23 protein-coding genes and 1 riboswitch are annotated in these 23485 nt (G+C 38.6%); of the genes, 17 read left to right on the top strand and 6 right to left on the bottom strand.

The window, feature by feature from the left end:
- Positions 1 to 49 precede the first annotated feature (49 nt).
- From ACLHDG_RS11440 to ACLHDG_RS11410, 7 genes are all read left to right on the top strand, one after another.
- Positions 50 to 703, top strand: a complete 654-nt coding sequence (locus ACLHDG_RS11440; RefSeq protein ID WP_415406367.1) for a TorD/DmsD family molecular chaperone — start codon at positions 50 to 52, stop codon at positions 701 to 703.
- A 3-nt stretch (positions 704 to 706) separates the two neighbouring features.
- Positions 707 to 1843, top strand: a complete 1137-nt coding sequence (locus ACLHDG_RS11435; RefSeq protein WP_415406366.1) for a 4Fe-4S dicluster domain-containing protein — start codon at positions 707 to 709, stop codon at positions 1841 to 1843.
- Positions 1840 to 2313, top strand: coding sequence for a hypothetical protein (locus ACLHDG_RS11430; RefSeq protein ID WP_415406365.1), 474 nt, complete (start codon positions 1840 to 1842; stop codon positions 2311 to 2313). Before ACLHDG_RS11435 ends, ACLHDG_RS11430 begins: the two co-directional genes overlap by 4 nt.
- On the top strand, positions 2313 to 2783 hold the full coding sequence (locus tag ACLHDG_RS11425; protein ID WP_415406364.1) for a hypothetical protein: 471 nt from the start codon (positions 2313 to 2315) through the stop codon (positions 2781 to 2783). The genes ACLHDG_RS11430 and ACLHDG_RS11425 overlap by 1 nt, the downstream gene beginning before the upstream one ends.
- A gap of 72 nt (positions 2784 to 2855) precedes the next feature.
- Positions 2856 to 4130, top strand: a complete 1275-nt coding sequence (locus ACLHDG_RS11420) for a malic enzyme-like NAD(P)-binding protein (protein WP_415406363.1) — start codon at positions 2856 to 2858, stop codon at positions 4128 to 4130.
- Positions 4131 to 4138: 8 nt separating this feature from the next.
- Positions 4139 to 5566 (top strand): DUF2868 domain-containing protein, encoded by a 1428-nt coding sequence (locus tag ACLHDG_RS11415; protein ID WP_415406362.1) that lies wholly within the window; start codon positions 4139 to 4141, stop codon positions 5564 to 5566.
- Positions 5553 to 6956, top strand: a complete 1404-nt coding sequence (locus ACLHDG_RS11410; RefSeq protein ID WP_415406361.1) for a GTPase/DUF3482 domain-containing protein — start codon at positions 5553 to 5555, stop codon at positions 6954 to 6956. The genes ACLHDG_RS11415 and ACLHDG_RS11410 overlap by 14 nt, the downstream gene beginning before the upstream one ends.
- Here ACLHDG_RS11410 and ACLHDG_RS11405 read toward each other — a convergent pair.
- The 4 genes from ACLHDG_RS11405 to ACLHDG_RS11390 are packed head-to-tail and all read right to left on the bottom strand — an operon-like array spanning position 6953 to position 10646.
- Positions 6953 to 7444 (bottom strand): phosphatidylglycerophosphatase A, encoded by a 492-nt coding sequence (locus ACLHDG_RS11405; RefSeq protein WP_415406360.1) that lies wholly within the window; start codon positions 7442 to 7444, stop codon positions 6953 to 6955. The genes ACLHDG_RS11410 and ACLHDG_RS11405 overlap by 4 nt on opposite strands.
- A gap of 17 nt (positions 7445 to 7461) precedes the next feature.
- Complete coding sequence (locus ACLHDG_RS11400; RefSeq protein WP_415406359.1) at positions 7462 to 8652, bottom strand: sulfate adenylyltransferase; 1191 nt, start codon at positions 8650 to 8652, stop codon at positions 7462 to 7464.
- A complete protein-coding gene (locus ACLHDG_RS11395) occupies positions 8630 to 9511 on the bottom strand; it encodes a response regulator (protein WP_415406358.1) in 882 nt (293 codons plus the stop codon). The genes ACLHDG_RS11400 and ACLHDG_RS11395 overlap by 23 nt, the downstream gene beginning before the upstream one ends.
- A 13-nt stretch (positions 9512 to 9524) precedes the next feature.
- Positions 9525 to 10646 (bottom strand): bifunctional 2-C-methyl-D-erythritol 4-phosphate cytidylyltransferase/2-C-methyl-D-erythritol 2,4-cyclodiphosphate synthase, encoded by a 1122-nt coding sequence (locus tag ACLHDG_RS11390; RefSeq protein WP_415406357.1) that lies wholly within the window; start codon positions 10644 to 10646, stop codon positions 9525 to 9527.
- 209 nt (positions 10647 to 10855) lie between these two features.
- On the opposite strand from ACLHDG_RS11390, the gene ACLHDG_RS11385 reads away from it, so the two are divergent.
- From ACLHDG_RS11385 to ACLHDG_RS11360, 6 genes are all read left to right on the top strand, one after another.
- Entirely contained in the window at positions 10856 to 11974 is a 1119-nt protein-coding gene (locus tag ACLHDG_RS11385) for an Mrp/NBP35 family ATP-binding protein (protein ID WP_415406356.1), read from the top strand.
- A 454-nt stretch (positions 11975 to 12428) separates the two neighbouring features.
- Complete coding sequence (locus ACLHDG_RS11380; RefSeq protein ID WP_415406355.1) at positions 12429 to 12785, top strand: hypothetical protein; 357 nt, start codon at positions 12429 to 12431, stop codon at positions 12783 to 12785.
- Positions 12786 to 12848: 63 nt separating this feature from the next.
- Complete coding sequence (locus ACLHDG_RS11375) at positions 12849 to 14156, top strand: hypothetical protein (protein WP_415406354.1); 1308 nt, start codon at positions 12849 to 12851, stop codon at positions 14154 to 14156.
- Between the two features lie 9 nt (positions 14157 to 14165).
- Positions 14166 to 15044, top strand: coding sequence for a metal ABC transporter substrate-binding protein (locus ACLHDG_RS11370; protein ID WP_415406353.1), 879 nt, complete (start codon positions 14166 to 14168; stop codon positions 15042 to 15044).
- The gene (locus tag ACLHDG_RS11365; protein ID WP_415406352.1) at positions 15035 to 15778 is read left to right on the top strand and encodes a metal ABC transporter permease; all 744 of its coding nucleotides are present in this window, start codon (positions 15035 to 15037) and stop codon (positions 15776 to 15778) included. The genes ACLHDG_RS11370 and ACLHDG_RS11365 overlap by 10 nt, the downstream gene beginning before the upstream one ends.
- Before the next feature lie 65 nt (positions 15779 to 15843).
- Positions 15844 to 16116 (top strand): hypothetical protein, encoded by a 273-nt coding sequence (locus ACLHDG_RS11360; RefSeq protein WP_415406351.1) that lies wholly within the window; start codon positions 15844 to 15846, stop codon positions 16114 to 16116.
- Positions 16117 to 16134: 18 nt separating this feature from the next.
- Here the strand turns inward: ACLHDG_RS11360 and metE are convergent, their stop codons facing one another.
- On the bottom strand, positions 16135 to 18408 hold the full coding sequence (gene metE, locus ACLHDG_RS11355) for a 5-methyltetrahydropteroyltriglutamate--homocysteine S-methyltransferase (RefSeq protein WP_415406350.1): 2274 nt from the start codon (positions 18406 to 18408) through the stop codon (positions 16135 to 16137).
- Positions 18409 to 18463: 55 nt separating this feature from the next.
- Positions 18464 to 18793: a hypothetical protein gene (locus tag ACLHDG_RS11350; RefSeq protein WP_415406349.1), complete on the bottom strand. Its 330-nt coding sequence runs from the start codon at positions 18791 to 18793 to the stop codon at positions 18464 to 18466.
- A gap of 112 nt (positions 18794 to 18905) precedes the next feature.
- Positions 18906 to 19011, top strand: a riboswitch (TPP riboswitch).
- Between the two features lie 98 nt (positions 19012 to 19109).
- Here ACLHDG_RS11350 and thiC point away from each other — a divergent pair.
- The 4 genes from thiC to ACLHDG_RS11330 all read left to right on the top strand — a co-directional run bounded on the left by thiC (position 19110) and on the right by ACLHDG_RS11330 (position 23370).
- Complete coding sequence (gene thiC / locus ACLHDG_RS11345; RefSeq protein ID WP_415406348.1) at positions 19110 to 21014, top strand: phosphomethylpyrimidine synthase ThiC; 1905 nt, start codon at positions 19110 to 19112, stop codon at positions 21012 to 21014.
- A gap of 250 nt (positions 21015 to 21264) precedes the next feature.
- The gene (locus ACLHDG_RS11340) at positions 21265 to 22356 is read left to right on the top strand and encodes an FAD-dependent oxidoreductase (RefSeq protein ID WP_415406347.1); all 1092 of its coding nucleotides are present in this window, start codon (positions 21265 to 21267) and stop codon (positions 22354 to 22356) included.
- Positions 22353 to 22556 (top strand): sulfur carrier protein ThiS, encoded by a 204-nt coding sequence (thiS, locus tag ACLHDG_RS11335; RefSeq protein WP_415406346.1) that lies wholly within the window; start codon positions 22353 to 22355, stop codon positions 22554 to 22556. Before ACLHDG_RS11340 ends, thiS begins: the two co-directional genes overlap by 4 nt.
- A 1-nt stretch (position 22557) precedes the next feature.
- A complete protein-coding gene (locus ACLHDG_RS11330) occupies positions 22558 to 23370 on the top strand; it encodes a thiazole synthase (RefSeq protein ID WP_415406345.1) in 813 nt (270 codons plus the stop codon).
- Positions 23371 to 23485: the final 115 nt, after the last annotated feature.

Raw genomic sequence — 23485 nt, 5'->3', positions numbered from 1 at the left:
TTTATCTTGAAAGTGGTATAGTGCCAAATAATTTACTAGAAAGAATCACATGGAACAAATGAAACAAGAGATAGAAAACCGTATAGCAATTTATGCATTGATCTCAAGATTAATGTTAGTGGAAGTAGATGAGACATTTTTGAAAAACATTGAAAAAGATGAGACACTGCTTTCATTTTTTCCAAACTATAGAGACTGGTCTAAACGTAAAGAGCTTTCAACTTCTGAGTTGATAGAGCAGTATTATAATGTTGACTTTACCAACCTCTTTTTAATGCACCTTGTACCATATGAAAGTTTCTATACCAGAGATGACCAAATGATCGAGAGTGGTGGAGACAACCCGGTAGTTGAACTCTATAATGATCTTGATTTCCGTGTAGAACTTGACTCTGCCAGAGTGGTAAGTGCTGACCACATTGGTGTGGAGTTAGAGTTTATGTATATGCTTTGTACAGCGCTTCAAAAAGCATTAGATGCAGATGATAAAGAGGGTATATGTGAACTTTTTGAGGTACAAAGAGCTTTCTTAAAAGAGCATCTTCTTGAATGGACACCACTCTTTTTGATCAATGCTAAAAGAGAATCACGTACACCACTTTATCATGACGGTGCTGAACTTGCTTTAGAGTTTTTGCTCAGTGATTTTGAATATGTCAATAAGAAACTTTCCCAACATTGTTCAGTTGAGAGTGCTGAGTAGCAGATGAGGTTACATTTTGATGTTGCTTCCTGTGTAAGAGCAGTGAGCAAGTTTTCCAACTGTACAAAATGTATAGATACCTGTCCTGATTCTGTCTCTTTGGTGGATAATCTTCCGAGTTTTACAGCCTCTACAGGGGTAGAAGCTTCTGCTTGTGTAGGTGTTTGTCCAACAGAAGCTTTTTCTCTGTCTGATTTTTCAACTACAGAGTTTTTCTTCAGCTTCTTAGAGTCTAAAGTAAGATTGATATCACCTAAGATAAATGTACCTTGCATCTCTATCCTGAGCGTAGAGCATTTGATCTCATTGGCTTTGGCAAGTGAAGAGACTATCACGATAGATATGAGTTCTTATGATGATAGATCACTGCTTTTTGAGCATATAGAAAAGAGTATAGAAGAGGCAAACTTTGTTCTATCCAGTTTTTCAGATAAGCAGTTAGATAGCAATTATGTAGCACAAAAAAATGAAATACTACAGAGTGAACCCAATGAAAAAAGTTCCTCAAGACGTTCATTTTTGGGTAATGCTTCACTTAAAGGTGTGGTAAAACATAAAAAAGCGTTTGATGATGCCGTTGATGCGGATGATATGCAGCATTTTGAGATAGATGCTTCAGTTATTGCCAAGATCAAAGATAAACAACTGCCAAATAAACGAAAGATACTCTTTACTGTACTTAAACGTGCAGGAGTACCAGATGTTTACGAAGTTTTGCCAGAAGAAGAGGTGAGTTTTACCTCTCAAAAATTTATAGATGAGAGTTGTACGAACTGTCAGATATGCTACCGTATCTGTCCTACCGGAGCACTCTCATCCAATAGTAAATTTTCACTCATTCATTTTGATGCAATGCTCTGTGTGAAGTGTCGTTTGTGTCATGATGTCTGTGAACCTGATTCTATACATCTCCAAAGTGGATTTGAGATCAAAGAGTTTTTTGAACCTGTACAAAGAACTCTGGCAAGCTTTACCATAAAACGTTGTAATGAGTGTGGCAATAACTTTACTTATACAGGAGGAGAACAAGCTTGTCCTCGCTGTATGGTAGAAGAGGAAGAAGCGATGTTCTTACATAATAATGCTGTACTGATGAAAGAAATTAGTAATAATGAAGATGTAGATAAAGGTGAGTCATGAGACCAGACGAGATAAAACCAGATACAGGCTTATGTACCATCTTGGGTCACAATGCTCAGACTGGATATATACGCAAGTATTTTAATAAGATCATGAAGCATAATGGTATCAATGCAACTGCAATTGCTCTGAACATTACGGATGAACATTTTGACTTTACCATGTCTAATGTAGGAGAGTCAAAAGTAGATAAGATGATGATAGAGAAAGAGTTTCAAGAGAAGGCTGTGAGTTATTGTAATACGCTTGATGAAGTGAGTCAGAGAGAGGGTCGCATTGATTTCATAGAAGTTGAGAATGGAAAAGTAAAAGGGTTTTGCCTTGATGATGAAGCAAGAGAGCTTTTTGATAAACCAGAGTTTTTAGATGACCAGATACTTTTTGTTGCAAAGATGATGTTGATAGCAAATAGATGGTATGATGCAAAAATAGATGTGGATGATATACCGATACTTATAGGAGAAAAATAATGAGAGAAATGGATGATTTAAGAAAAGAATTTGAGAATGTTAGTGCACAAAACTTTAATGGCAACCCGGCATTTTGTGCAGACGGTCAATGTGATTCAGATGAAGAGGTAGATCTTAAAGATTATCCTTCGTACACAGAAGCACTCTATGCCAAACTTATAGCACCACATGTAAGTGGCATATATATCTCACGTTGGGATATTAAAGATATTGCTCTGGCAGCAGGTGACTCTATGGCGATACATCCTAGAAAACGTATGTTTGAACTTCTCATGAAGTATGCTACAAGCAAAGAAAATATGCAAGCAGTATTGGATGCACTTGAAAACCATATGGAAGAAAAAATTGCTATTTATACAGAGTTTATGACAAGCTTTCCCACTTCTTCAGAGGTATTTCAACCTAAAATTGACAAAGCTAGAAAAACAATGAAACTCTTTCCTCAAATTATTGAAGAGTATTTTGAATAGAACCTTCTTTCTTCTTAGGACATTAACGATACTTGCAGTATAATATTTTATATTAAACTGTAAGGTTAAACTATGTTCGAAATCACCAAAGAAAAAGCATTAGAATATCATAAAAATGGAAAGATAGGTATAGACCTGACTAAGCCATGTAGTTCACAACATGAACTCTCACTTGCTTATACTCCCGGGGTTGCGATCCCTTGTCTTGAAATAGCAAAAGATGAAGATCTTTCATTTGATTATACCAACCGTGGTAACCTTGTTGCCGTCATCTCTGATGGTACAGCGGTACTGGGGCTTGGAGACATAGGACCGCTTGCTTCCAAGCCAGTGATGGAAGGTAAATCGGTACTCTTTAAAAAGTTTGCAAATGTGGATGCCTTTGACATTGAACTGGATGTACATAGTGTGGAGGAGATTGTCACTACCTGTAAAGCGATCGCACCTACTTTTGGTGGTATCAACCTTGAAGATATCTCCGCACCAAGATGTTTTGAGATAGAACGTATACTCCAAGAAGAGTTGGATATCCCGGTCTTTCATGATGATCAGCATGGAACAGCCATTATCACTACAGCTGGACTGATGAATGTACTTGAACTTACAGGTAAAAAAGTAGATGAGATCAAAGTGGTGATCAATGGCGCAGGTGCAGCGGGTATCTCCTGTGCGAAAATGTATCAGGCTTTAGGTGTAAGGCATATCATTATGTGTGATTCTAAAGGGGTCATCAATACGAACAGAACAGACTTGAACAAGTATAAAATGGCTTTTGCAGTAGAAACATCAGCGACTAGACTTTATGAAGCTATTGAAGGTGCGGATATGTTCTTAGGACTTTCTGTAGCCAGAGCATTGACGAAAGAGATGGTAGCAAGCATGGGGCCTGAGCCTGTTATATTTGCTTTAGCAAACCCTACACCCGAGATACTCCCTGAGGAGATAAAAGAGGTGAGAGATGATGCTATCATCGCAACAGGTCGTTCTGACTATCCCAATCAAACCAATAATGTATTGGGGTTTCCTTTTATCTTTAGAGGGGCATTGGATGTAAGGGCTAAAAAGATCACAGAAGGTATGAAAATGGCAGCAGCCAAAGCTTTGGCTGCTTTGGCTAAAGAACCGGTGCCTTACTATGTAAAAGCAGCATATCATAATGATAATATAGAGTATGGAAAAGAGCATATCATCCCATTGCCTTTTAATAAGGAAGCACTTATATGGGTTTCTTCTGCAGTTGCCAGAACAGCATTTGAAGAAGGTGTTGCACGAGTAGACAGTTATGATGATGCAGCGTATAAAGAGAAGCTAAGATGTATTATTTACGGATGTCCTGAGGAGGAGTAGTACAGTATATGAATCTAAAGACCTATTTAAACCTTTATGAACTACTTAAAACCCATAAGAGTACACGAGAAGAGAACCGTGCATTTGGTTTAGCGCATGCAAAGCTTAAAAATAAGTCTGTTAAGCAGCTTGTAGCATGGACTGGAATGCAGACTCCCAAGCTAAAAAAACCACTGTTAAGTGATACCTTTTCTACTTACTTGTATGGTATGACACTTACATTGGTAATCATTGCTTTTTTTCTTGGTTTCTTTTCAGGTGTAGGTTTACTCAGCTATAGTGGGCATGAACCAGTAAATGTCATCTACTTTATGGCTATGGTCGTGCTTCTTCCTCTTGTCACTATGACACTTACACTTTTTTCTATGTTTAGAGCCAATGCCTCACAAAGCCTTTTAGTGCATATTTCTCCAGCTTTCTGGATGGAGAAAATGTTGCGTTTTTTACCCCAAAAGGCACAAAGTTCACTTCAAGAGTTAAAGATAAACCCTTTGCTTAGCAATTGGCTCATTATCAAGCGATCTCAACTGCTTGCACTGATGTTCTCTTTGGGCTTACTTGTAGCTCTTTTGGGGATGGTCATTACGAAAGATATCGCCTTTGCATGGAGTACTACGCTTCAAGTTTCACCTAAAGAATTTCATTTTTTGCTGCATACCCTTGCTTTTGCATGGAGAGATGTTTTTCCCTGGGCTGTACCTTCTGTGGAGCTGATAGAGCAGAGTCAATACTTTAGGCTGGGAGAGAAACTTGATATGCAGATGATCCAAAATGCTTCCAAGCTTGGAGAATGGTGGAAGTTCTTGGCTTTTGCTACACTGTTCTATGCGATCTTATTACGTTTTGGAATGTGGTTTTTATCAACGCTTGGATTTAAAAAGGCATTAAAAAGATCCTTTTTGAGTTTGGAGGGTGCAAGTACTTTGCTTAGAGAGATGAATGAGCCTATTATCACAACATCTGCAGTAGAGGAAAAGAAAAGCTTTATCCCCCAAGGCAATCATTATATGCAGGAAGTGGAAGATCTTGACAGCTCTTACGACAGAACCCTTGGCTGGGCAATGTCCGATAAGGAGTTGAGAGTACTTAATGACAGTATGCAAGTCATTACCCCAATGGCTTTTGATGTAGGTGGAACCAACAGTTTGGAAGAGGATAGTGAGATCATCTCTAAATGCCAGGGAAAAATACTTTTTTATGTGAAGTCCTGGGAGCCACCTACCATGGATTTTGTAGATTTCCTTGAAGCATTAACAGAAGCTGTAGATAAAGTCATACTTGCACCTGTAGGTACAGCAGAAGATACGTATCTTCCTAAAAGCAAAGAGCTTGAGATCTGGGGAAGAAAATTACAGCAAATAAGCAGTGATAAAGTGTGGCTAAAGAGATCTAGCGTTAAAATGCTGAGCAGGGAGGCACTAAATGCCGAGTCGTAGACATGCATATCCAAAATTTGCTGTAGTAGGGCACCCGAATAAAGGTAAAAGCAGTATTGTCTCAACGCTTGCCTTTGATGATGCTGTACAGATCTCCGATACACCTGGTTCCACAACCAAAAAGCAAAGTTTCCCTCTAACAGTGGATGGGAAGATCTTATATGAACTCTTTGATACCCCGGGTTTTCAAAGGGCTAGAAGAGTACTGGCATGGTTTGAAAAGTATGATGTTTCAGCAGATAAAAAATATGAAGTCGTACAAGCGTTTATAAATGAACATAGAGATGATGAGCGTTTTAATGATGAAGTTGAGTTACTTGAACCTATTATGGCTGGTGCGGGTATCATATATGTAGTAGATGGCTCTAAACCTTATGGGGAAGAGTATGAAGCAGAGATGGAGATACTTCGCTGGACAGGTCAGCCCTCTATGGCATTGATCAATCTCATAGATGATACGAACTATGTTGAGGAGTGGAAGAGGGCACTGGGCCATTACTTTAAAATGGTACGTGTTTTTAATCCTATGGAAGCTAATTTTACTCAACATCTAAATCTTTTGGAAAGTATGGCACAACTTAATGAGGAGTGGACAGATCCGGTAAAAACATCCATAATACTGTTCAAACAGTATCATGAGCAAAGGATTGAACAGAGTGCAAATAATATTGCACAACTTGTTTATCGTTCTCTCTCCCACATAGAACAATTTTCTTTAACTGATGAAGATGCAACCACTGAGGAGAGGGATGAGATCCAATCCAGTTATCAAATGCAACTTCGTACTTATGAACAAGAGTCACAAAAGAAGATCGAAAAGATTTGGAATCATGACCATCTGCAAAAAGTTCAAGAGTCACTTCTCTTTGAGGGTATGGATCTTTTTTCTAAAGAGAGTGCCTCTATTTTTGGCTTAACACGTAAAGAGTTACTGATCACCGGAGCAACAGGTGGAGCTGTGACGGGTGCGGGTATTGATCTTCTCCTTGGTGGAAGTATGCTTTTACTAGGGTCAGCTATAGGAGCATTGGTGGGTGGTTCAGGTGCGTTTTTTGGTTTTAATGAACTCTCCGATATAAAAGTCTTAGGACAGAATTTGGGAAAAAAATATCTTGAAATGGGACCTATGAAAAATCTTAATTTCCCTTATATTCTCTTAAATCGTGCTTTATATCATGCCAGTGAAGTGGCAAGCCGTTCTCATGCTTTAAGATCTGTGGCAAAGTTTGAAATGGGGAAATCTTTCACTGAACGATGGGTGGATGAGAGTACAAGAAAATCTCTGGAGAAATTTCATAGCAAGTTTAGAAGTGGCGATGAGGTAAAAGCGGAGGAACTGAAAGAGTATGAGAGTTTAATATTGACAGCCCTCAAAAATATTATAGATTAAAATAACTTCTCGATCCCCATCAAAACGACTGCACTTAAAAGTCCTCCTGCAATTCCAGCAAGTACATCATCAAGCATCACTCCCAGACCACCTTTAAGCTCTTTGTCTATCCAGCCTATAGTTGAGGGTTTCCAAATGTCAAAGAGACGGAATGCTGCGAAACTGAATATGATAGCAAGGATCTCTGCATAGGGATAGTTCATTGTGATAGCTGTGGAGTAAGCTATCATGAGTGAAAACCACATACCTACTGCTTCGTCTATGACGATCTGTTGATGATCATGGATGCCGGTTTCTTGTTCATATTTGTTTATCTCAAAGATACCGATGATCGTAATGACCATGGTAAGTGTGAAAAGTGTCTCCATACCAAAGTAGTAAAGTACTGCCAAACCTACAGGAAGCGAAGCAAGTGTACCTACTGTGCCAGGAGCTTTTGGGCTGAGACCTGCCCCAAAAAAAGTTAAAAAAAGTTTTTGTACATTCATTATGTTCCTTTAGTTTATTACGTTAAAGATGAGGTTTGATACAACTCAATCAAGTTCAAGTAAAATTGCTCTTCACTCTGCTGCTCAAGAAGACCGGAACCTGGCATGAGAGAGTAGTGCATCTCTTGCAGGTTTTCGAATCTTTCCGGGAAAAGTGCTGCCAATATGTTTGCTGAAACTTCTTTTCTTACTAAGATAGAAGGAGGAATGAGTCCAGCTTGTATGAGTTTCATGATGGACTCTGAGTGGTAGTGTACGTGATGGTGTTGCCCATGAGGACAAGTTTGTGTACTTACAAGCGTTTTACACATATCACAGTAGACATACTCATCCACCGTTTTAATATCTATATCAATATTTTTACAATGGTCAAAAATAGAACTGAGTCTGTTTTTATCATAATAGAGTCCCAAACCTCCATGATTTTTACCAACGACGAGTTGGTTACATCCATAGTTTTTTGCCAAAATAGCATCTAAGATAAGTTCATTATATCCCGCAAAGATATAAGAGTTTTCAAAAGGAATAATAAGTACTTTATTTCGTGGTAAAAAGTTATCTGCAAAGGTGGTTAGTGCATTATGTCGTATATCGTAGCGTAATCCTTCAGAGGTAAATGGCTTACGTAGAAAGATGATCAACAGGTCGGAATCACTGATAGCTTGACGTATCATTCTTTCATGCGCACGGTTAAAGGGGTTTGCTGCCAGCATGATAGAAGAGACAAATTTTGCACCTGTTTTGGTGATCATACTTTTGATGCGTTTGATATTATCCGTTATGAGAGGATATTCTACTGTGTATTCACCACTTACAGCAATTTCTCCAAGTCTTACTATAGTGTTTTTGACACCAGGATGAGAAGGATCACTTGTCCCATAAATGTTGTGAAGACGTTGTTGCGGATCTATCTGAAAGGTTTCATCAACGATGAGTTCTCCTACTTTTTTATCATAATTGATAAGATCTACTCTGTCGCCCTGTTTTAATGTTTTAAGTGTTTTACTGTTTCGTTCACCTGTGGGAGCAAGAAGAAAGGCAAAAGGAAATGGGACACCTTTATAAAATTTAGTCTCATCTGCTTCTTTGGCTTCTTTTTCATTCATAAGTTTATCTAGAGGAGAGAGAAGACCTGCCTGTACCAATGCTAAAGTAGAGAGTGCCTCTGTGTCTATATAGATTGATTTATTTCTTTTTGAAGAGTCCATACTTTTTCCTTTTTTCCCATAAACTTTTTCTTGAGATACCTAATTTTTTAGAGAGTTCCGTATCGGGGAATTTATACTGGAAACTGTTGACGATAAACTTGACATAATCATCTATGGTCAGTATTTCGTTTTGATCATAAAGTTTAGAGTCCGTGTTCAGTGTGATCGTTGCAAAGTCTGTTTCAAGTTCAGAAGTACTGCATAAAATGAAATCGTAGCTTTTTAACAACTCTAAAAGTTGCTCTCTGTCTGTTTTTTTCAGGGTATGGATCTCAGTGATATAGAGGAGTGATTGGTCACTGCATTTACTTATCTTCTCTTTCCATGTTTTATCGCCCAGAGGTACAAAAGTTAAAAGTTTGTTATTCATTTGTGCAAATTCAAAGACGACTTTATCTACAAGTCTTTGGTAATTGGTTTGAATGACAAGAGGGGAGGTGAGTTTTTCCGGATTGAAATCTGTCTCTATCTCTTGAAGCAGGTTTTTCATGTACTCTTGGTAAAGCAGGGTGTGTTTTTTAAGATCCTGGTACTCTTGATAGTGCTCTATTTTACGTAACAGCTCTTCTATCATGAATGGCTTGACGATATAGTCTTTTGCACCGAGTTTAAGAGGTTCACCTACAGTATCATTATTGATGTAACTTACCATTAAGATAACGATTTTCTCTTTAAACTGTGTAATGAGTGGAGTAGTATTTTGCCCCGGTAGATTTGTTGAGAGCAGATAAACATCACCATTACTTTTCATTGCCTCTTTGATAGAAGTAAAGATTTCTGTTTCAAATCCATTTTCGCCAAGTTTAGATGCGATACTTTGTGCCAGGTAGAGTTCATTTTCTACAATAATTATTTTCATATGTTTTTTCCGTTCATAAGTTTTTCCAGTTAAAGTAAGTTAGGTTTGCTACAGTATGTACTGTTATACCCTCTTTCCGTCCTACAAAACCAAGTTTTTCAGCTGTAGTTGCTTTGATGTTTACAAAGTTTTGCCTGATACCAAGTAAAGAAGCCAATGTTTTACGCATCTCTTCTTTATAAGGTAGTATTTTAGGTGCTTGTGCCAAGATCGTAAGATCAACATTACCGATCTCATATCCATGTGTTTTGAGTTTGTTGACAGTGTCTGTAAGTAGTTTTTTAGAGTCTACTCCTGCGTAACTCTCATCCGTATCAGGGTAAAGTTCACCGATATCACCCATACCCGCGGCACCAAGTAAGGCATCGATGAGTGCATGTATAGCCACATCTCCATCGCTATGGGCTTTAAATCCATAGTCAACATCTATCTTCACTCCACACAAGAACATCTCTTTGTTTTCTTCAAAAGGGTGAATGTCTAGCCCAAACCCTGTAAGTGTCTTGGCTGAAGGTACCTGGAGACAAGATAGTTTTTGCAGGTCATCAATGGTCGTGAGTTTATGGGCCTGCACAGAACCCTCTACAAAATGTACTTTTTCACCCATGGAAGCAACTGCCGAACTGTCATCTGTAAAAAGTTGCTCTGTTTGCAGTGCTTCTTTGAGTGTTTTAGTAACACTAAGTTGAGGGGTTTGGATGATCTTTACCTGCTCTCTGTCTATAGGGGCATCACTTAAGTAGAGTGTATCGGTTACAGGTAATGTAGGGACGATACAGCTGCCTTTGTCTTTTGCAGCCAAGATGCGTTCTATCATTTCTTGAGGTACACAACATCTGGCGATATCAGATACCAATACATACTCTGAAATAACATGCTGCAGAGCATTACTCAGTGAAGCTTGCCTTGAGTCTCCACCTTTAATATAGGCGTAGTCAGCAAAACTTTTCATAAGAGTGATGTCTTCAGTAGAAGAGACGATAATGATTTGTGCAAAATCGGCAACCGTACCGAAGTGTTCAGCCACATGTAACCATAAAGGAACATCTCCTGTATAGAGCCACTGTTTCTTAACATTGCTTTCAAATCGTGTGGAGTTGCCTGCTCCTAAAAGTATCAAGGTAGTGTCTGACAAATAAATCCCTCTATAATATTACATAATAATGTACATGGTGTATCAAATAGTAACGGATTATACATTTAGATAGCTTGATAGTTACTTGAAACCTTTAAATAGGATAAAAAAACTCTTATTTGAAAGTAATCACTGATTTTTCAATCTAATTTAAGATTGGAGTGGTATAACTCTTATACAGACCAAAATAAGTATTAGGAATAATTAATATGACACAAGAAAATGTATTAGAAGCGTTAAAAAACGTAACGTATCCAGGATTTACGAAAGATATCGTAACTTTTGGATTTGTAAAAGATATTACTATTGATGGATCAAATGTATCTTTGACTATCGATATTACTTCATCTGCTGATGAAGTAAAAGCACAACTTACTGACGAGTCAGCCACTGAGCTTAAAAAGCTTGGATTTGACAATGTAAGTATTAATGTTACTGCTCCACAGGCACCTAAGCAGATGTCTAACTCAGTGAGCGGTAAGAACATTGCTCCACAAGTAAAGAGCTTTGTGATGGTAAGTTCAGGAAAAGGTGGGGTTGGTAAATCAACTACATCAGTTAACCTTGCTATCGCTATGGCAATGCAGGGTAAAAAAGTAGGTCTTCTTGATGCAGATATCTATGGACCGAACATTCCTCGTATGATGGGTGTATCAGATCAGAAACCAGAGATCCAAGGAAACAAAGTACAGCCTTTAAAAGCCTACGGTGTTGAGATCATGTCTATGGGTTCACTTATGGAGCCAGGACAGTCTCTTATCTGGAGAGGTGCGATGATCATGAAAGCGATCGAGCAATTCTTGAGAGACATCCTTTGGTCAGAACTGGATGTACTTGTGATAGATATGCCTCCTGGAACTGGTGATGCACAATTGACACTTGCTCAGTCTGTACCAGTCACAGCAGGTATCACGGTTACAACACCACAAGAGGTTTCTCTTGATGACTCTAGACGTTCATTGGATATGTTCCAAAAACTTCATATCCCAACAGCAGGTATTATTGAGAACATGAGTGGATTTATCTGTCCAGAGTGTGATGCAGAATCAGACATCTTCGGTATGGGAACAACCGCTCCGGTAGCAGTAGAGTATGATACTGAACTTATTGCTCGTATCCCTATAGAACCTGCGATCAGAATCGGTGGAGATACTGGTAAACCAGTAACGTATTTCCAACCGGATTCTGAAACGGCTAAGCGTTATCAGGCAGCTGCAAGTACATTGCTTGCATTCATCGATAAAGTACAAGCTGAAGGTGGAGCAGACAACCAAGCGATCCAACCGACTACACCTCCAGGTGTAAGTGCATGTAGTACAGGCGCATAATTTCGTCCTATTTGGCGTCATCTTTGCACAAAAGATTGACGCTTTGTTCGGTCACTTAGTGTATCTCTAGGCGTAAGTGCATATATTACAACAGGTGCAGGAGCAGTCATGCGAAGGATGTGGCTGTAACTAAGGCTATCTTCCCAGACATCTAGCAACTTTATGCTAGATGTATTTTATTTATCACAATAGGAATATTTTCAGTTCTTCTCCTATTTTGAAAAACTTACTAAAGATAACGCATAATATTTTTAGAAGTAACCCCTAAGCGTAATCCTTCCCTTTATATATGACGAAAAGCCATGAAAAAGATAATTTTCCTTGTCCCTAAGATTGGATAGACAAAGGATATCATTTACATTTAGAGGTTCCTTTTAGTGTAGCAGCAGGAAAAATATGCTATAGTTTTTACCTAAAAAAATCTGTACATAAAGTAGACCCAAGGAGAGAAAAAGTGATATTCAAAACAAACTTTTTTCGATTTGTGCTACTTGCACTTTTTTTGTTTGCTTATCAATCAAGCACGATACACTCTAACCAACATCTACTTAACAAGCATAAGGATTGTCATCTTTGTGTAAGTAGTCAACAGTTCGATACAAACCTACATAAGATAACCTTTCCGATCATCATAGAGTCAAATAGTCTTGAGCTTGGCAACCTTGAACAAAGAGTTGTTTTAAAGAAACCTCTAAATCTTACGCAAAAGATTTTGGTAAAACGTACAGATTTTACAGGCATGCAACACTTTTCTGTAATGCCCATCCCATTAGGTTATCTCTCTACCGCTCCTCCATACACTTTTTCATAATCAATTACAATTAAAACAATATTAAAATCATTACAAGAAAAACATATACATATAAGGATATTTATGAAAAAAATATGGATGATAAGTGCCATAGCATCAACATTGCTATGTGCACAGGAAATCACACAAGAGTCAATAGCACAACAATTAGAAAGTAAAAAAGTCAAAGCACCCAAAGAAAGTGGGTTTATGCCTGATCTTTCACTCATCGTTGATCTTTCGTATACAAAACAATCTTTTGATGAAGATCATCACACTGAACACCTTGAGATCCCAGGTTTTGTACACGGAGGAGGGCATGATCATGGCGGACACTCACATGCACCACTTGCCGGAAATGATGGGTTCAATCTGAACTATGCAGAGCTCTCTATAGGTGCGTCTGTGGATAACTATTTTGATCTCATGGGTGTATTTCACCTTACTGAAGATGACTTTGAGATAGAAGAAGCATATGCAACAACACGTGCTTTACCGTATCATCTCCAAGCTAAAATAGGGAAGTTTAAGAGTGACTTTGGTTACCTTAACAACAAGCATCACCATAATTATAATTTCTCAGATACACCACTCATTTACCAGAGTCTACTGGGTGATCACGGACTTAATGAAGTAGGTGCACAGCTTCAGTATGTGATGCCACTGCCTGTGTATGTTATGGCTGGTATTGAAGCATTAAATGGTGAGAACGAGCAGAGTTTTGGAGTAGATGCATTCTCTCCCCATGATGCAGATGAAGATTTTGAAGGGGTTGAGAAAGTCTCACAACCTGGACTTTGGGTCGGGTACCTTAAGAGTTCATTTGATGTAGGTGGCGGTACACTGCTTGGTGGTATGAGTATGGCAAAAGGAAAAAGTCGTATCGATCATCTTGAAGATGAAGAGGGACCACATGCCTTTGCAGGAGATACGATATTTTACGGTATCGATTTAACCTATAAAAAGTATTTTGCTGCTGATCATGTGATTACTTGGCAAAGTGAGTATCTCTATAGAGAGATGGATGGTACAAAGTATGTTCCAAATGCCACAGAAGATGCATGGGCAAAAGAGGTTGCACTCAAAAAAGAGCAAGCAGGTTTTTACAGTGAACTTGTCTATCAGTATGACAAAAATTGGCGAACGGGTATACGCTATAGTGCCATCACACAGAATGACATTACTGCTAATGGAATACTGCAAGACAAACCTGAAGATATGTATGTTACGTCAGCGATGCTGGAGTATAATCCAAGTGAGTTTAGTCGTCTAAGATTACAGTATAATCACAATAGTTCTTTGTACAATGAAGAGGGTGAAAAAAACAATAAAAATGAAGTGGTATTACAGTTTAACTATGCCATTGGCGCACATGGCGCACACGCTTTTTAGGAGTAGAAAATGAAAATAATTCTTTTGTTCTTACTTTTTGTAAGTGTACTTTTTTCTAAGATGAATGTGGCTGTTGCATACCCATACATAGAGCAGTTGACCCAAGAAATCGCTCAAGACAAAGTAGAGATCACTCTGCTTTCTCGGGGCAACTGGGATCCGCACTTTGTCGTGCCAAAACCTTCACTTGTAGCAGGATTACGTGATAGTGATCTGCTTATTTTAAATGGTGCATCATTGGAGATCGGTTGGATTCCTCCACTGATAAAAAGTGCACATAATTCCAAAATACAACCTAATGCAAAGGGCTATTTGGATTTGAGTGAATATATACAGTTGCAAGATATCCCAAAGAGCGTAGATCGCTCACAGGGGCATGTACACGAAGAGGGTAATCCTCACTTTGCACTTGACCCGCACAATATCATCAAACTTGCTGAAGTCATTATGTTAAAGCTCTCCTTGCTAGATAGTACAAATCAGGCTTTTTATCAAAAAAACTTTACAGTGTTTAAATCACACTGGCAAAAAAAGCTGAAAAGTTATGATAAGAAAATGCGTGCATGTAAGGGTATGATGGTAGTACAGTACCATGAACTTTTTAACTATTTTTTGAGACGATATGAGATCAGGTCCATTGACAATCTTGAACCTCTTCCCGGTATCAAACCAAACTCAAAACATGCACTAAAGCTTGTCGAGGAGATCCGTGCACATAAAGTCAAATTGATACTTCAAGATGTGTATCATGAGCACAAAACAGCTGCATTCATAGCCAAAAAAACAGGGGCTAAAGTGGTTGAATTGCCTCATGATGTCGGCGCACTCAAAGGTACAGAGACACTTGAACGTTTTTATGATACGTTGGTAGGCAGGGTATGCAACTAATAGAGCTGCTTTGGCCGGCCTTTGTACTTGTGGTACTTCTGGTGTTTATCCATGTCATTTTTGGTTTGGAGATCATCAAACGAGGTGTGATATTTACTGACTTGGCCATTGGGCAAATAGCCGCCATAGGTATGGCTATTAGTGTCGGGTTTATGGAGGGGGATTATCAGACTCTCATGACATTGGGGTTTGCCTTGTTGGGTGCTGTGCTCATCACTTATGCAACACGAAGAGTCGAACATATAGAAGCGTTTATAGGGATGCTCTATGCCCTTGGTGCTTCAAGTATCATGATACTCTTGGCAAGCAGTCCTCAAGGGGCTGAACTTTTTCAAAAACTCAGTGCTACAGACATACTTTTTACGTCAGAAACTGAAGTCTATCAATCTGCACTACTCTATGCGTGTATCGCACTTGTTATGTTTATTTTTTATCCTAAAACAACAGGGTTGGTACGTGAACTTACTTTTTTTAGTATGTTAGCACTTACTGTGACATCATCTGTCCAACTTGCCGGTGTATTGGTCGTTTTTGTCTTACTTGTTGCTCCCTCTTTTATTGCACTGTCACAAAAACGTTTTACACCTTTGTATCTAGCATGGACCAGTGGATTGATCTTATCTGTAGTTGCTTTAGTCGTCTCATACTATTTTGATTTACCTACAGGCTATAGCATCATTTTTTTTCAAAGTATAGCAGTGGTTGTTTTTTCTTTGTTTGCGGGTAAAAGATAATACAGTGATCTCGTAAGGTAATAATGCTATATGTATTTTTAGATACAATACATAAAAATAAATACATGGAAAACACAATGACATCAGCCCAAAAACTTAAAAACCTTTTAGAACTTGAAATTATCCCAGACTTAGAAGTCGCTATAGACGAACTTTTTGCAGCCATAGACAAAGCAAAAACAGCATCGAAAGAACAAAAAGAAGACTTAGAAGAGATGAGAGAGATGAGAACAGAATGTTTCGCTATCGTTGAAGAGCTTGGACGTGATGAGCTTGAAGATGATGAGATAGAAGAACTTTTGGCTGAACTAATAGATATGAAGACAGAAGAGGATTAACCTCTTCGTCTTTCAGATTTATAATCCCTCTCTTACAAGCTCTACAGCTTTCACCATATTTTCTAAACTAGGTTTTACCTCTTCCCATTTACGTGTTTTTAATCCACAATCAGGATTGATCCATAGTTGTTCTTTAGGCAGTACTTCAAGTAGTAGTTCGATTTGTTTGACAATCTCTTCTACACTAGGTATTCTAGGTGAATGTATATCGTAGACTCCAGGACCAACTTCTTGTTTGTATCCTACTTCTTTAAAGATTTTTAGCAATTCATTTCCAGATCTTGCTGTCTCTATGGAAATAACATCTGCATCCATGTCTTCTATGGTACGTATGATGTCATTAAACTCAGAGTAACACATGTGTGTATGAATTTGTGTCTCTTTTTTAGCAGAGCTTACTGAAATTTTAAAATCTCGTACTGCCCATTGTTCATATGTACCTATGTTCTCTTTTCGTAGAGGATAACCCTCTTTAAAGGCTGCTTCATCTACTTGAATGATCTTTATACCGGCATTTTGTAAGTCATTTATCTCATCACTTAATGCAACAGCTATCTGTTTAGAAACTTCAGGTCTTGGCATGTCATCTCTTACAAATGACCAATTGAGAATAGTAACCGGACCAGTAAGCATACCTTTCATAATACGCTCTGTTTTACTTTGTGAGTAGGTCATCCAATCAACAGTCATAGGTTTTGGACGGCTAATGTCACCATATATAAATGGTGGCTTTACACATCGGCTTCCATAGCTCTGCACCCAGCCATTCTGAGAAAATCCATAGCCCTCAAGCTGTTCACCAAAGTACTCCACCATATCATTACGTTCCGGCTCTCCATGTACCAGTATCTCGATGCCACACTCTTCTTGAAAAGCGATGCAGTCATTGATGTAATTTTTCATCTCGTATTCATAGGTATCTTTACTTATTGCAGATTTTTTGAAGTCTGCTCTTGCTTTTCTTACTTCAGGCGTTTGCGGAAAAGAACCTATGGTCGTTGTAGCTAGATCTTTGTATCCTAGTAACTTTTTTTGAATTTTTATACGCTCCTCATAACTACCGTCTCGTTGTAATTTTGTAAAACTTTTTACTCTGTTTTGTACTTCAGTATTATGAATACGAATAGAAATTTTTCTTTTATGGTTTGCTTCTATATTTGCTTCATAAGCTTCTTTTTCTTCATTTGTGAAGTTTGAAATTCCTTCAAAAAAGAACTTTGAGAGAAGTGAGATTTCAGATAGTTTTTCAACACTATAGGAGAGCCAATCTTTAATCTCGTTATCCATTTTTTCTTCATATTTCAGACTAAATGGTGTGTGTAATAAAGAGCAGGATGAACTGACTATTATTTTTTCTTTATTGAATATTTTAGAAATTTCTGTAAGAAGTGATGCTGATACTTGCATATTGTTCTTCCAAATGTTTCTACCATCTACTACTCCAGCAATGAATTGTTTCCCACTTTCCTCTATAAGTTTTAAGCTCTCTACGTTTTTCACTCCGTAAAGAAAATCAAGTCCAATTCCCCAAACAGGTGTATGTACTAAAACTTTTGTTGCTTCATTGGAGTGTTCAAAATAAGTTGTCACTACTATCTTAATAGTATTAGATACCTTTGCCAATGTATCATAACAAGGTTTGATTAGACTCAATACTTTGGGCTCTATATCTTTAACAAATATCGGCTCATCTATCTGAATGGTTATCTTTTCATCAAGTTTGGCTATCTCGGCTAATAGCTCTTTATAAATAGGAAGAATCTTAAAAAATAATTCATAACTCTCTCCTCTATCCACTCTTTTTGAAAGTCCTAAAAATGTAATAGGTCCTATGAGATTGATCTTGGTTTTTATCCCAAGTTCTTTAGCTTCTTTATACTCAGATAAGATCTTTGAAGCATTGAGTTCATAGTTATCCGATAGGGAAAGTTCAGGCACAATATAATGATAATTCGTATTAAACCACTTGGTCATCTCCATCGCCACGGCATCTTTATTCCCTCTTGCCATAGAGAAGTATAGATCTTCATTTTGAAGTCCTTCAAATCTTTTGGGAATAGCTCCCAACATGATAGCGGTATCAAGCATATTGTCATAGAGTGAAAAGTCGTTTGATGAGATGTAGTTTATCCCTGCCTCTTTTTGATAGTTCCAGTGTCTTTTTTTAAGTTCTAAAGATACTTTTTCAACTTCTGAAAATGGACATTTATCAGCCCAAAACAGTTCTAATACTTTTTTTAATTCTCTCTGTTCTCCAATTCTTGGAAATCCTACTACGTAATTTTTTGACATGAGTCATCCTTTAATATTGTAAATATGGTTTATAGATTGTGTTAATGATTAATAGTTAATAAAGGATATGTGGAGGATGTACACCAGTACGGCGAAATGCAAAGTAGGTACAGTAAAAAGGGCAGCGTGGAATATAGTGGTTTAAGAGTAGAGCAAGACGGGTTTTTCGTTTATAGTAACAGTTGCAATGGCAGGGTTTTGTTGGTTGAAGTAGTGACTCTTCAAGCAGTTCATCTGGTGGATCACCCTCTTCAAGTGTTTCACTATCCTGTGAAAGACGGAAGAGTGTCTGTGCTGATGTCACTTGGCTTTGTAGTTTGTGTGCAACACTATAAGCCAGTATTGCTGATAAGCTAAAATAGTTTTTGCCGAAACCACGCAACATAAACACGACTCCTCTTAGATTTATTGTGTGTGATTATATCAAATATAGTTTTATAGAAAGTAAAAGATTTTTAATTAAGGGTAAATTTATCTTATTTAGATTATATTAGCAGTTCAACCTCTCGGGGTGTCACAAATGTGACTGAGAAGACTGCAGATAGTCTACCCGCTGAACTTGACCCGGATCATACCGGCGTAAGGAAGAGATTTGTACTTAATTTATTAAAATAAATATTTAAAATAATTTAATTATTTATTACTACTTATTTACTCCTCTTCCCAACAAAATTTAATATACATAATTTTAAGGGAATAAAATGACAAAACCATTTAAAGACACACTAACAACTTCAAACGAACTTCTCACCAGAGATCCTCTTCCTGCATCACAGAAGATCTATCTTAAAGGTGAGATACACAAAGACATTCGTGTACCTGTTAGGGAAATCTCACTCTCTAATGATACTAAATTAGGAGTATACGATACATCAGGTCCTTACACTGACCCATCAGTAGATATCGATGTGGGTGAAGGTATCCCTGCTATTCGTAAAGAGTGGATAACTAAGCGTAATGACGTCGAGGAGTATGAAGGGCGTATTATGGAGCCTGTGGATAACGGTTACACTACCGATGAACAGTTAGATTTTGTTACTGCTGGAGCAAAGGGATTGGTGAGAACACCACTTAGAGCTAAGAAAGATGAGAATGGAAAAGGAAAGAATGTTTCTCAACTCTGGTATGCAAGACAAGGTATTATCACGCCTGAGATGGAGTTCATCGCAATTCGTGAAAATCAAAACTTGGCAATGACCGAAGAGTATCTGCAAGATGAAGAACGTGAAGCCAGACTTAAAGGTGAAAATTTTGGTGCGAACTTACCAGAAGTGATCACACCAGAGTTTGTACGTAAAGAAGTAGCAGAGGGTAGAGCGGTTATCCCATGTAACATCAACCACCCTGAAGTTGAACCGATGATCATCGGTAGAAACTTTTTGGTTAAAGTCAATGCAAACATCGGTAACTCTGCTACTACATCATCTATCGCTGAAGAAGTAGAGAAGATGGTATGGTCTATCAGATGGGGTGGTGATACTGTTATGGATCTTTCTACAGGAAAAAATATCCATACTACAAGAGACTGGATCTTAAGAAACTCCCCAGTACCAATAGGAACTGTGCCTATCTACCAGGCACTTGAAAAAGTAAACGGGATCGCTGAAGACCTTACTTGGGAAGTGTTTAGAGATACACTTATCGAACAAGCAGAGCAGGGTGTTGATTACTTTACGATCCATGCCGGGCTGCTTCTTCATCATGTACCGATGACTGCTAAACGTGTAACAGGTATCGTTTCACGTGGTGGGGCTATCATGGCGAAGTGGATGATCCATCATCATAAAGAAAACTTCTTGAACACACACTTTGAAGAGATCTGTGAAATTATGAAAACATATGATGTTACTTTCTCATTGGGAGATGGTTTACGTCCGGGTTCAGGAGCAGATGCAAACGATGAAGCACAGTTCGCAGAACTTAAAGAGCTTGGAAATCTTACTAAAATCGCCTGGAAGCACGATGTTCAGACACTCATAGAAGGTCCTGGTCATGTACCGATGCATATGATAAAAGAGAACATGGAGAAACAATTGGAGTGGTGTCATGAAGCGCCGTTTTATACACTCGGACCCTTGACGACTGACATTGCTCCAGGATATGACCACTTCACATCGGGGATCGGTGCAGCAATGATAGCCTGGTATGGCTGTGCGATGTTATGTTATGTAACACCCAAAGAGCACCTTGGTCTTCCAAACAGAGATGATGTAAAAGAAGGACTCATCACTTATAAAATAGCAGCGCATGCCGGGGACATTGCAAAAGGTCACCCGGGAGCAAGAGCAAGAGATGATGCAATGTCTTTGGCACGTTTTGAGTTTAGATGGGTTGACCAGTTCAACATAGGTCTTGACCCGGATAGAGCAAGAGAATACCATGATGAAACTATGCCAATGGAAGCAGCGAAGGTAGCACATTTTTGTTCTATGTGTGGACCTAAGTTTTGTTCTATGAAGATCTCTGCTGAAGTGCGGGAGTATGCAGATGCTTTAGATACAGACGTAGAAACTGCGAAGCAACATGGTATGGATGAAATGTCTATGAAGTTTCAGGAAATGGGCTCAGAGGTATATGTAGAGGCAGATAAGATAGAAAACGCGTAATATAAATCTAAACTCGTTCCCATGCTTTACGTGGGAATGCATATGTGAATTTGATATTGAATAATTAATGGTTTGGTCAAGCTTCCTCTTTGCTGGACTGAGGCGTTGTTATTCCCTTCATTTTTTTAGAAAAAACGAAGCAAAAAATCGTTGTGGCTCTTGAATCGCTGCGCTTTCAAGGGCGTTCGCCACAACAAGCACGCTTTGCGTGATTAATGTAGGGTCGATTTAGCGACCATGAGGAAAAATTATGAATATAGCAATTGTAGGTGTTGGTTTAGTAGGTAGAGTTTTAGCACTCAATCTACTAAAAGAAGGACATACTCTAACACTTTTTGACAAGAGTAGTAAAGAGGGAACGGATGCAGCTGGATTTACGGCTGCTGGCATGTTAGCTCCATTTGCCGAACTGGAGACGGCTGAATCTGCTATCTTTGAGCATGGTAAACGTTCCATGGAACTTTGGCCGGATATCTTAAAAGAGGCGGGTGTGTATGATGGTTTTCAACAAAAAGGGACGATCATTACCGCTCATCCTCAAGATATGGGAGAGCTTGAACATTTCATTACTTCACTTCGTCATAAAGTGGCAGAAGCTGAAGAGATAGAGATGCTTGACAGTAAAGAGCTGAAAAAACTAGAGCCTGAGCTTGGACATCACAGTAAAGCATTTTACCTTAAAGATGAAGGGCAAGTAGATGCGCAAAGGTTTATGGCATTTTCTACCAATATTTTAAGTATGAATCCCAATGTTACCTGGATGGAACATACCAAAGTAGAAAGTATCGAGCCTGCAAAAGTTTTCTATGAAGAAAAAGTAGAAGAGTTTGATTGGGTGTTCGACTCGAGAGGTTTAGGTGCCAAAGAGCATTTTGATGATCTGCGTGGTGTAAGAGGTGAAGTATTTTGGCTTGAATCATCAGAGATAAACATTACACGTCCCACCAGATTACTTCATCCTCGTTATAAAATATACATTGTACCTCGTGAAAACGGTTGTGAAGGTATGGACCTGGACTATTGTAACGAGTGTAAGATATCACAGACACCGGGATCCAAGCGTTATGTAGTGGGTGCAACGGAGATAGAGAGTGAAGATACAAGCCCAATGTCTGTACGTTCCAGTCTTGAACTGCTCTCAGCAGTCTTTTCTGTGCATTCAGGCTTTGGAGAGGCACGCATAGTCAACACAGAGACAAATTGCCGTCCGGCATTTAAAGACAATTTGCCGCGCATTGAAAATTCAGATAAGTTGACGCGTATCAATGGACTCTATAGACATGGATACTTGTTGGCACCGGCTATAGTGGAACAAGCATTAAATGAAGGGATATACAAATGATAGAAGTTATAGTAAATGGAGTAAAAACAGAGCTAAGCTCTGAGATGAATGTCAAAGAAATCATAAAAGAACTCAAGTATAAACAAAAGGGCTTTGCACTAGCTCTTAATGGTACTTTTGTTGCTATTTCAACCTATGAAACTACTATGATTCATGATAATGACAGTATAGAAATACTGGCTCCCGTACAAGGTGGATAAAATGACAAAACATATCGATATGCAATCGGACAGTTGGGAAATAGGTGGAAAAACTTTAAGCAGCAGACTGCTTATAGGCTCTGCACTATACCCGTCTCCGGCAAATATGGAAGATGCTATCAAAATATCTCAAGCACAGATCGTGACCGTTTCTTTACGTCGTCAATCAGCAGGAGAAGGTAATGGTGGGCAATTCTGGGATATTATTAAAGCATTGAACATTAATGTTTTACCCAATACTGCGGGGTGTCACTCTGCAAAAGAAGCTATTATTACAGCACAAATGGCTAGAGAAGTTTTTGGAACAAACTGGATAAAGCTGGAAGTCATCGGTGACCAGTATAACTTACAACCTGACCCTTTTGAAACGGTAAAAGCGGCTGAGGTACTCATAAAAGAAGGATTTGAAGTATTCCCCTATACGACAGATGATTTGGTCGTAGCTAAACGTTTAGCTGATGTAGGATGTAAGATCATTATGCCTTGGGGTTCGATGATAGGTTCAGGAAAAGGACTTATGAATCCAGATAATTTAACAGCCATTAGAAAGCAGTTTCCAGAACTCAAACTCATTATAGATGCAGGGATAGGTAAACCTTCACACGCTACGCAGGCTATGGAGCTTGGGTATGATGGTGTATTGCTTAACTCTGCTGTAGCATTGGCACAGGATCCTGTAAAAATGGCTGATGCATTTAGGTATGCGGTAGAAGCAGGACGTTTAGGATATGAAGCAGGTACAATGCAAGAACGTGAATTTGCTTCACCTTCTACCCCAACAATAGGTACGCCTTTTTGGCACCAGTTTAATTAAATCACGCAACGCGTGCCTTATTGTGGCGAACGCCCTTGCAAGCGAAGCGATTCGAGAGCCACAACGATTTTTTTGTTTCGTTTTTTTCTAAAAAAAATGAAAGGAAACAACGCCA

The sequence above is a fragment of the Sulfurovum iocasae genome, assembly GCF_047716765.1.
Taxonomy (GTDB): domain Bacteria; phylum Campylobacterota; class Campylobacteria; order Campylobacterales; family Sulfurovaceae; genus Sulfurovum.
The sequence above is the reverse complement of the archived record's forward strand: the minus strand, read 5'-3'. Positions and strand labels throughout refer to the sequence as shown.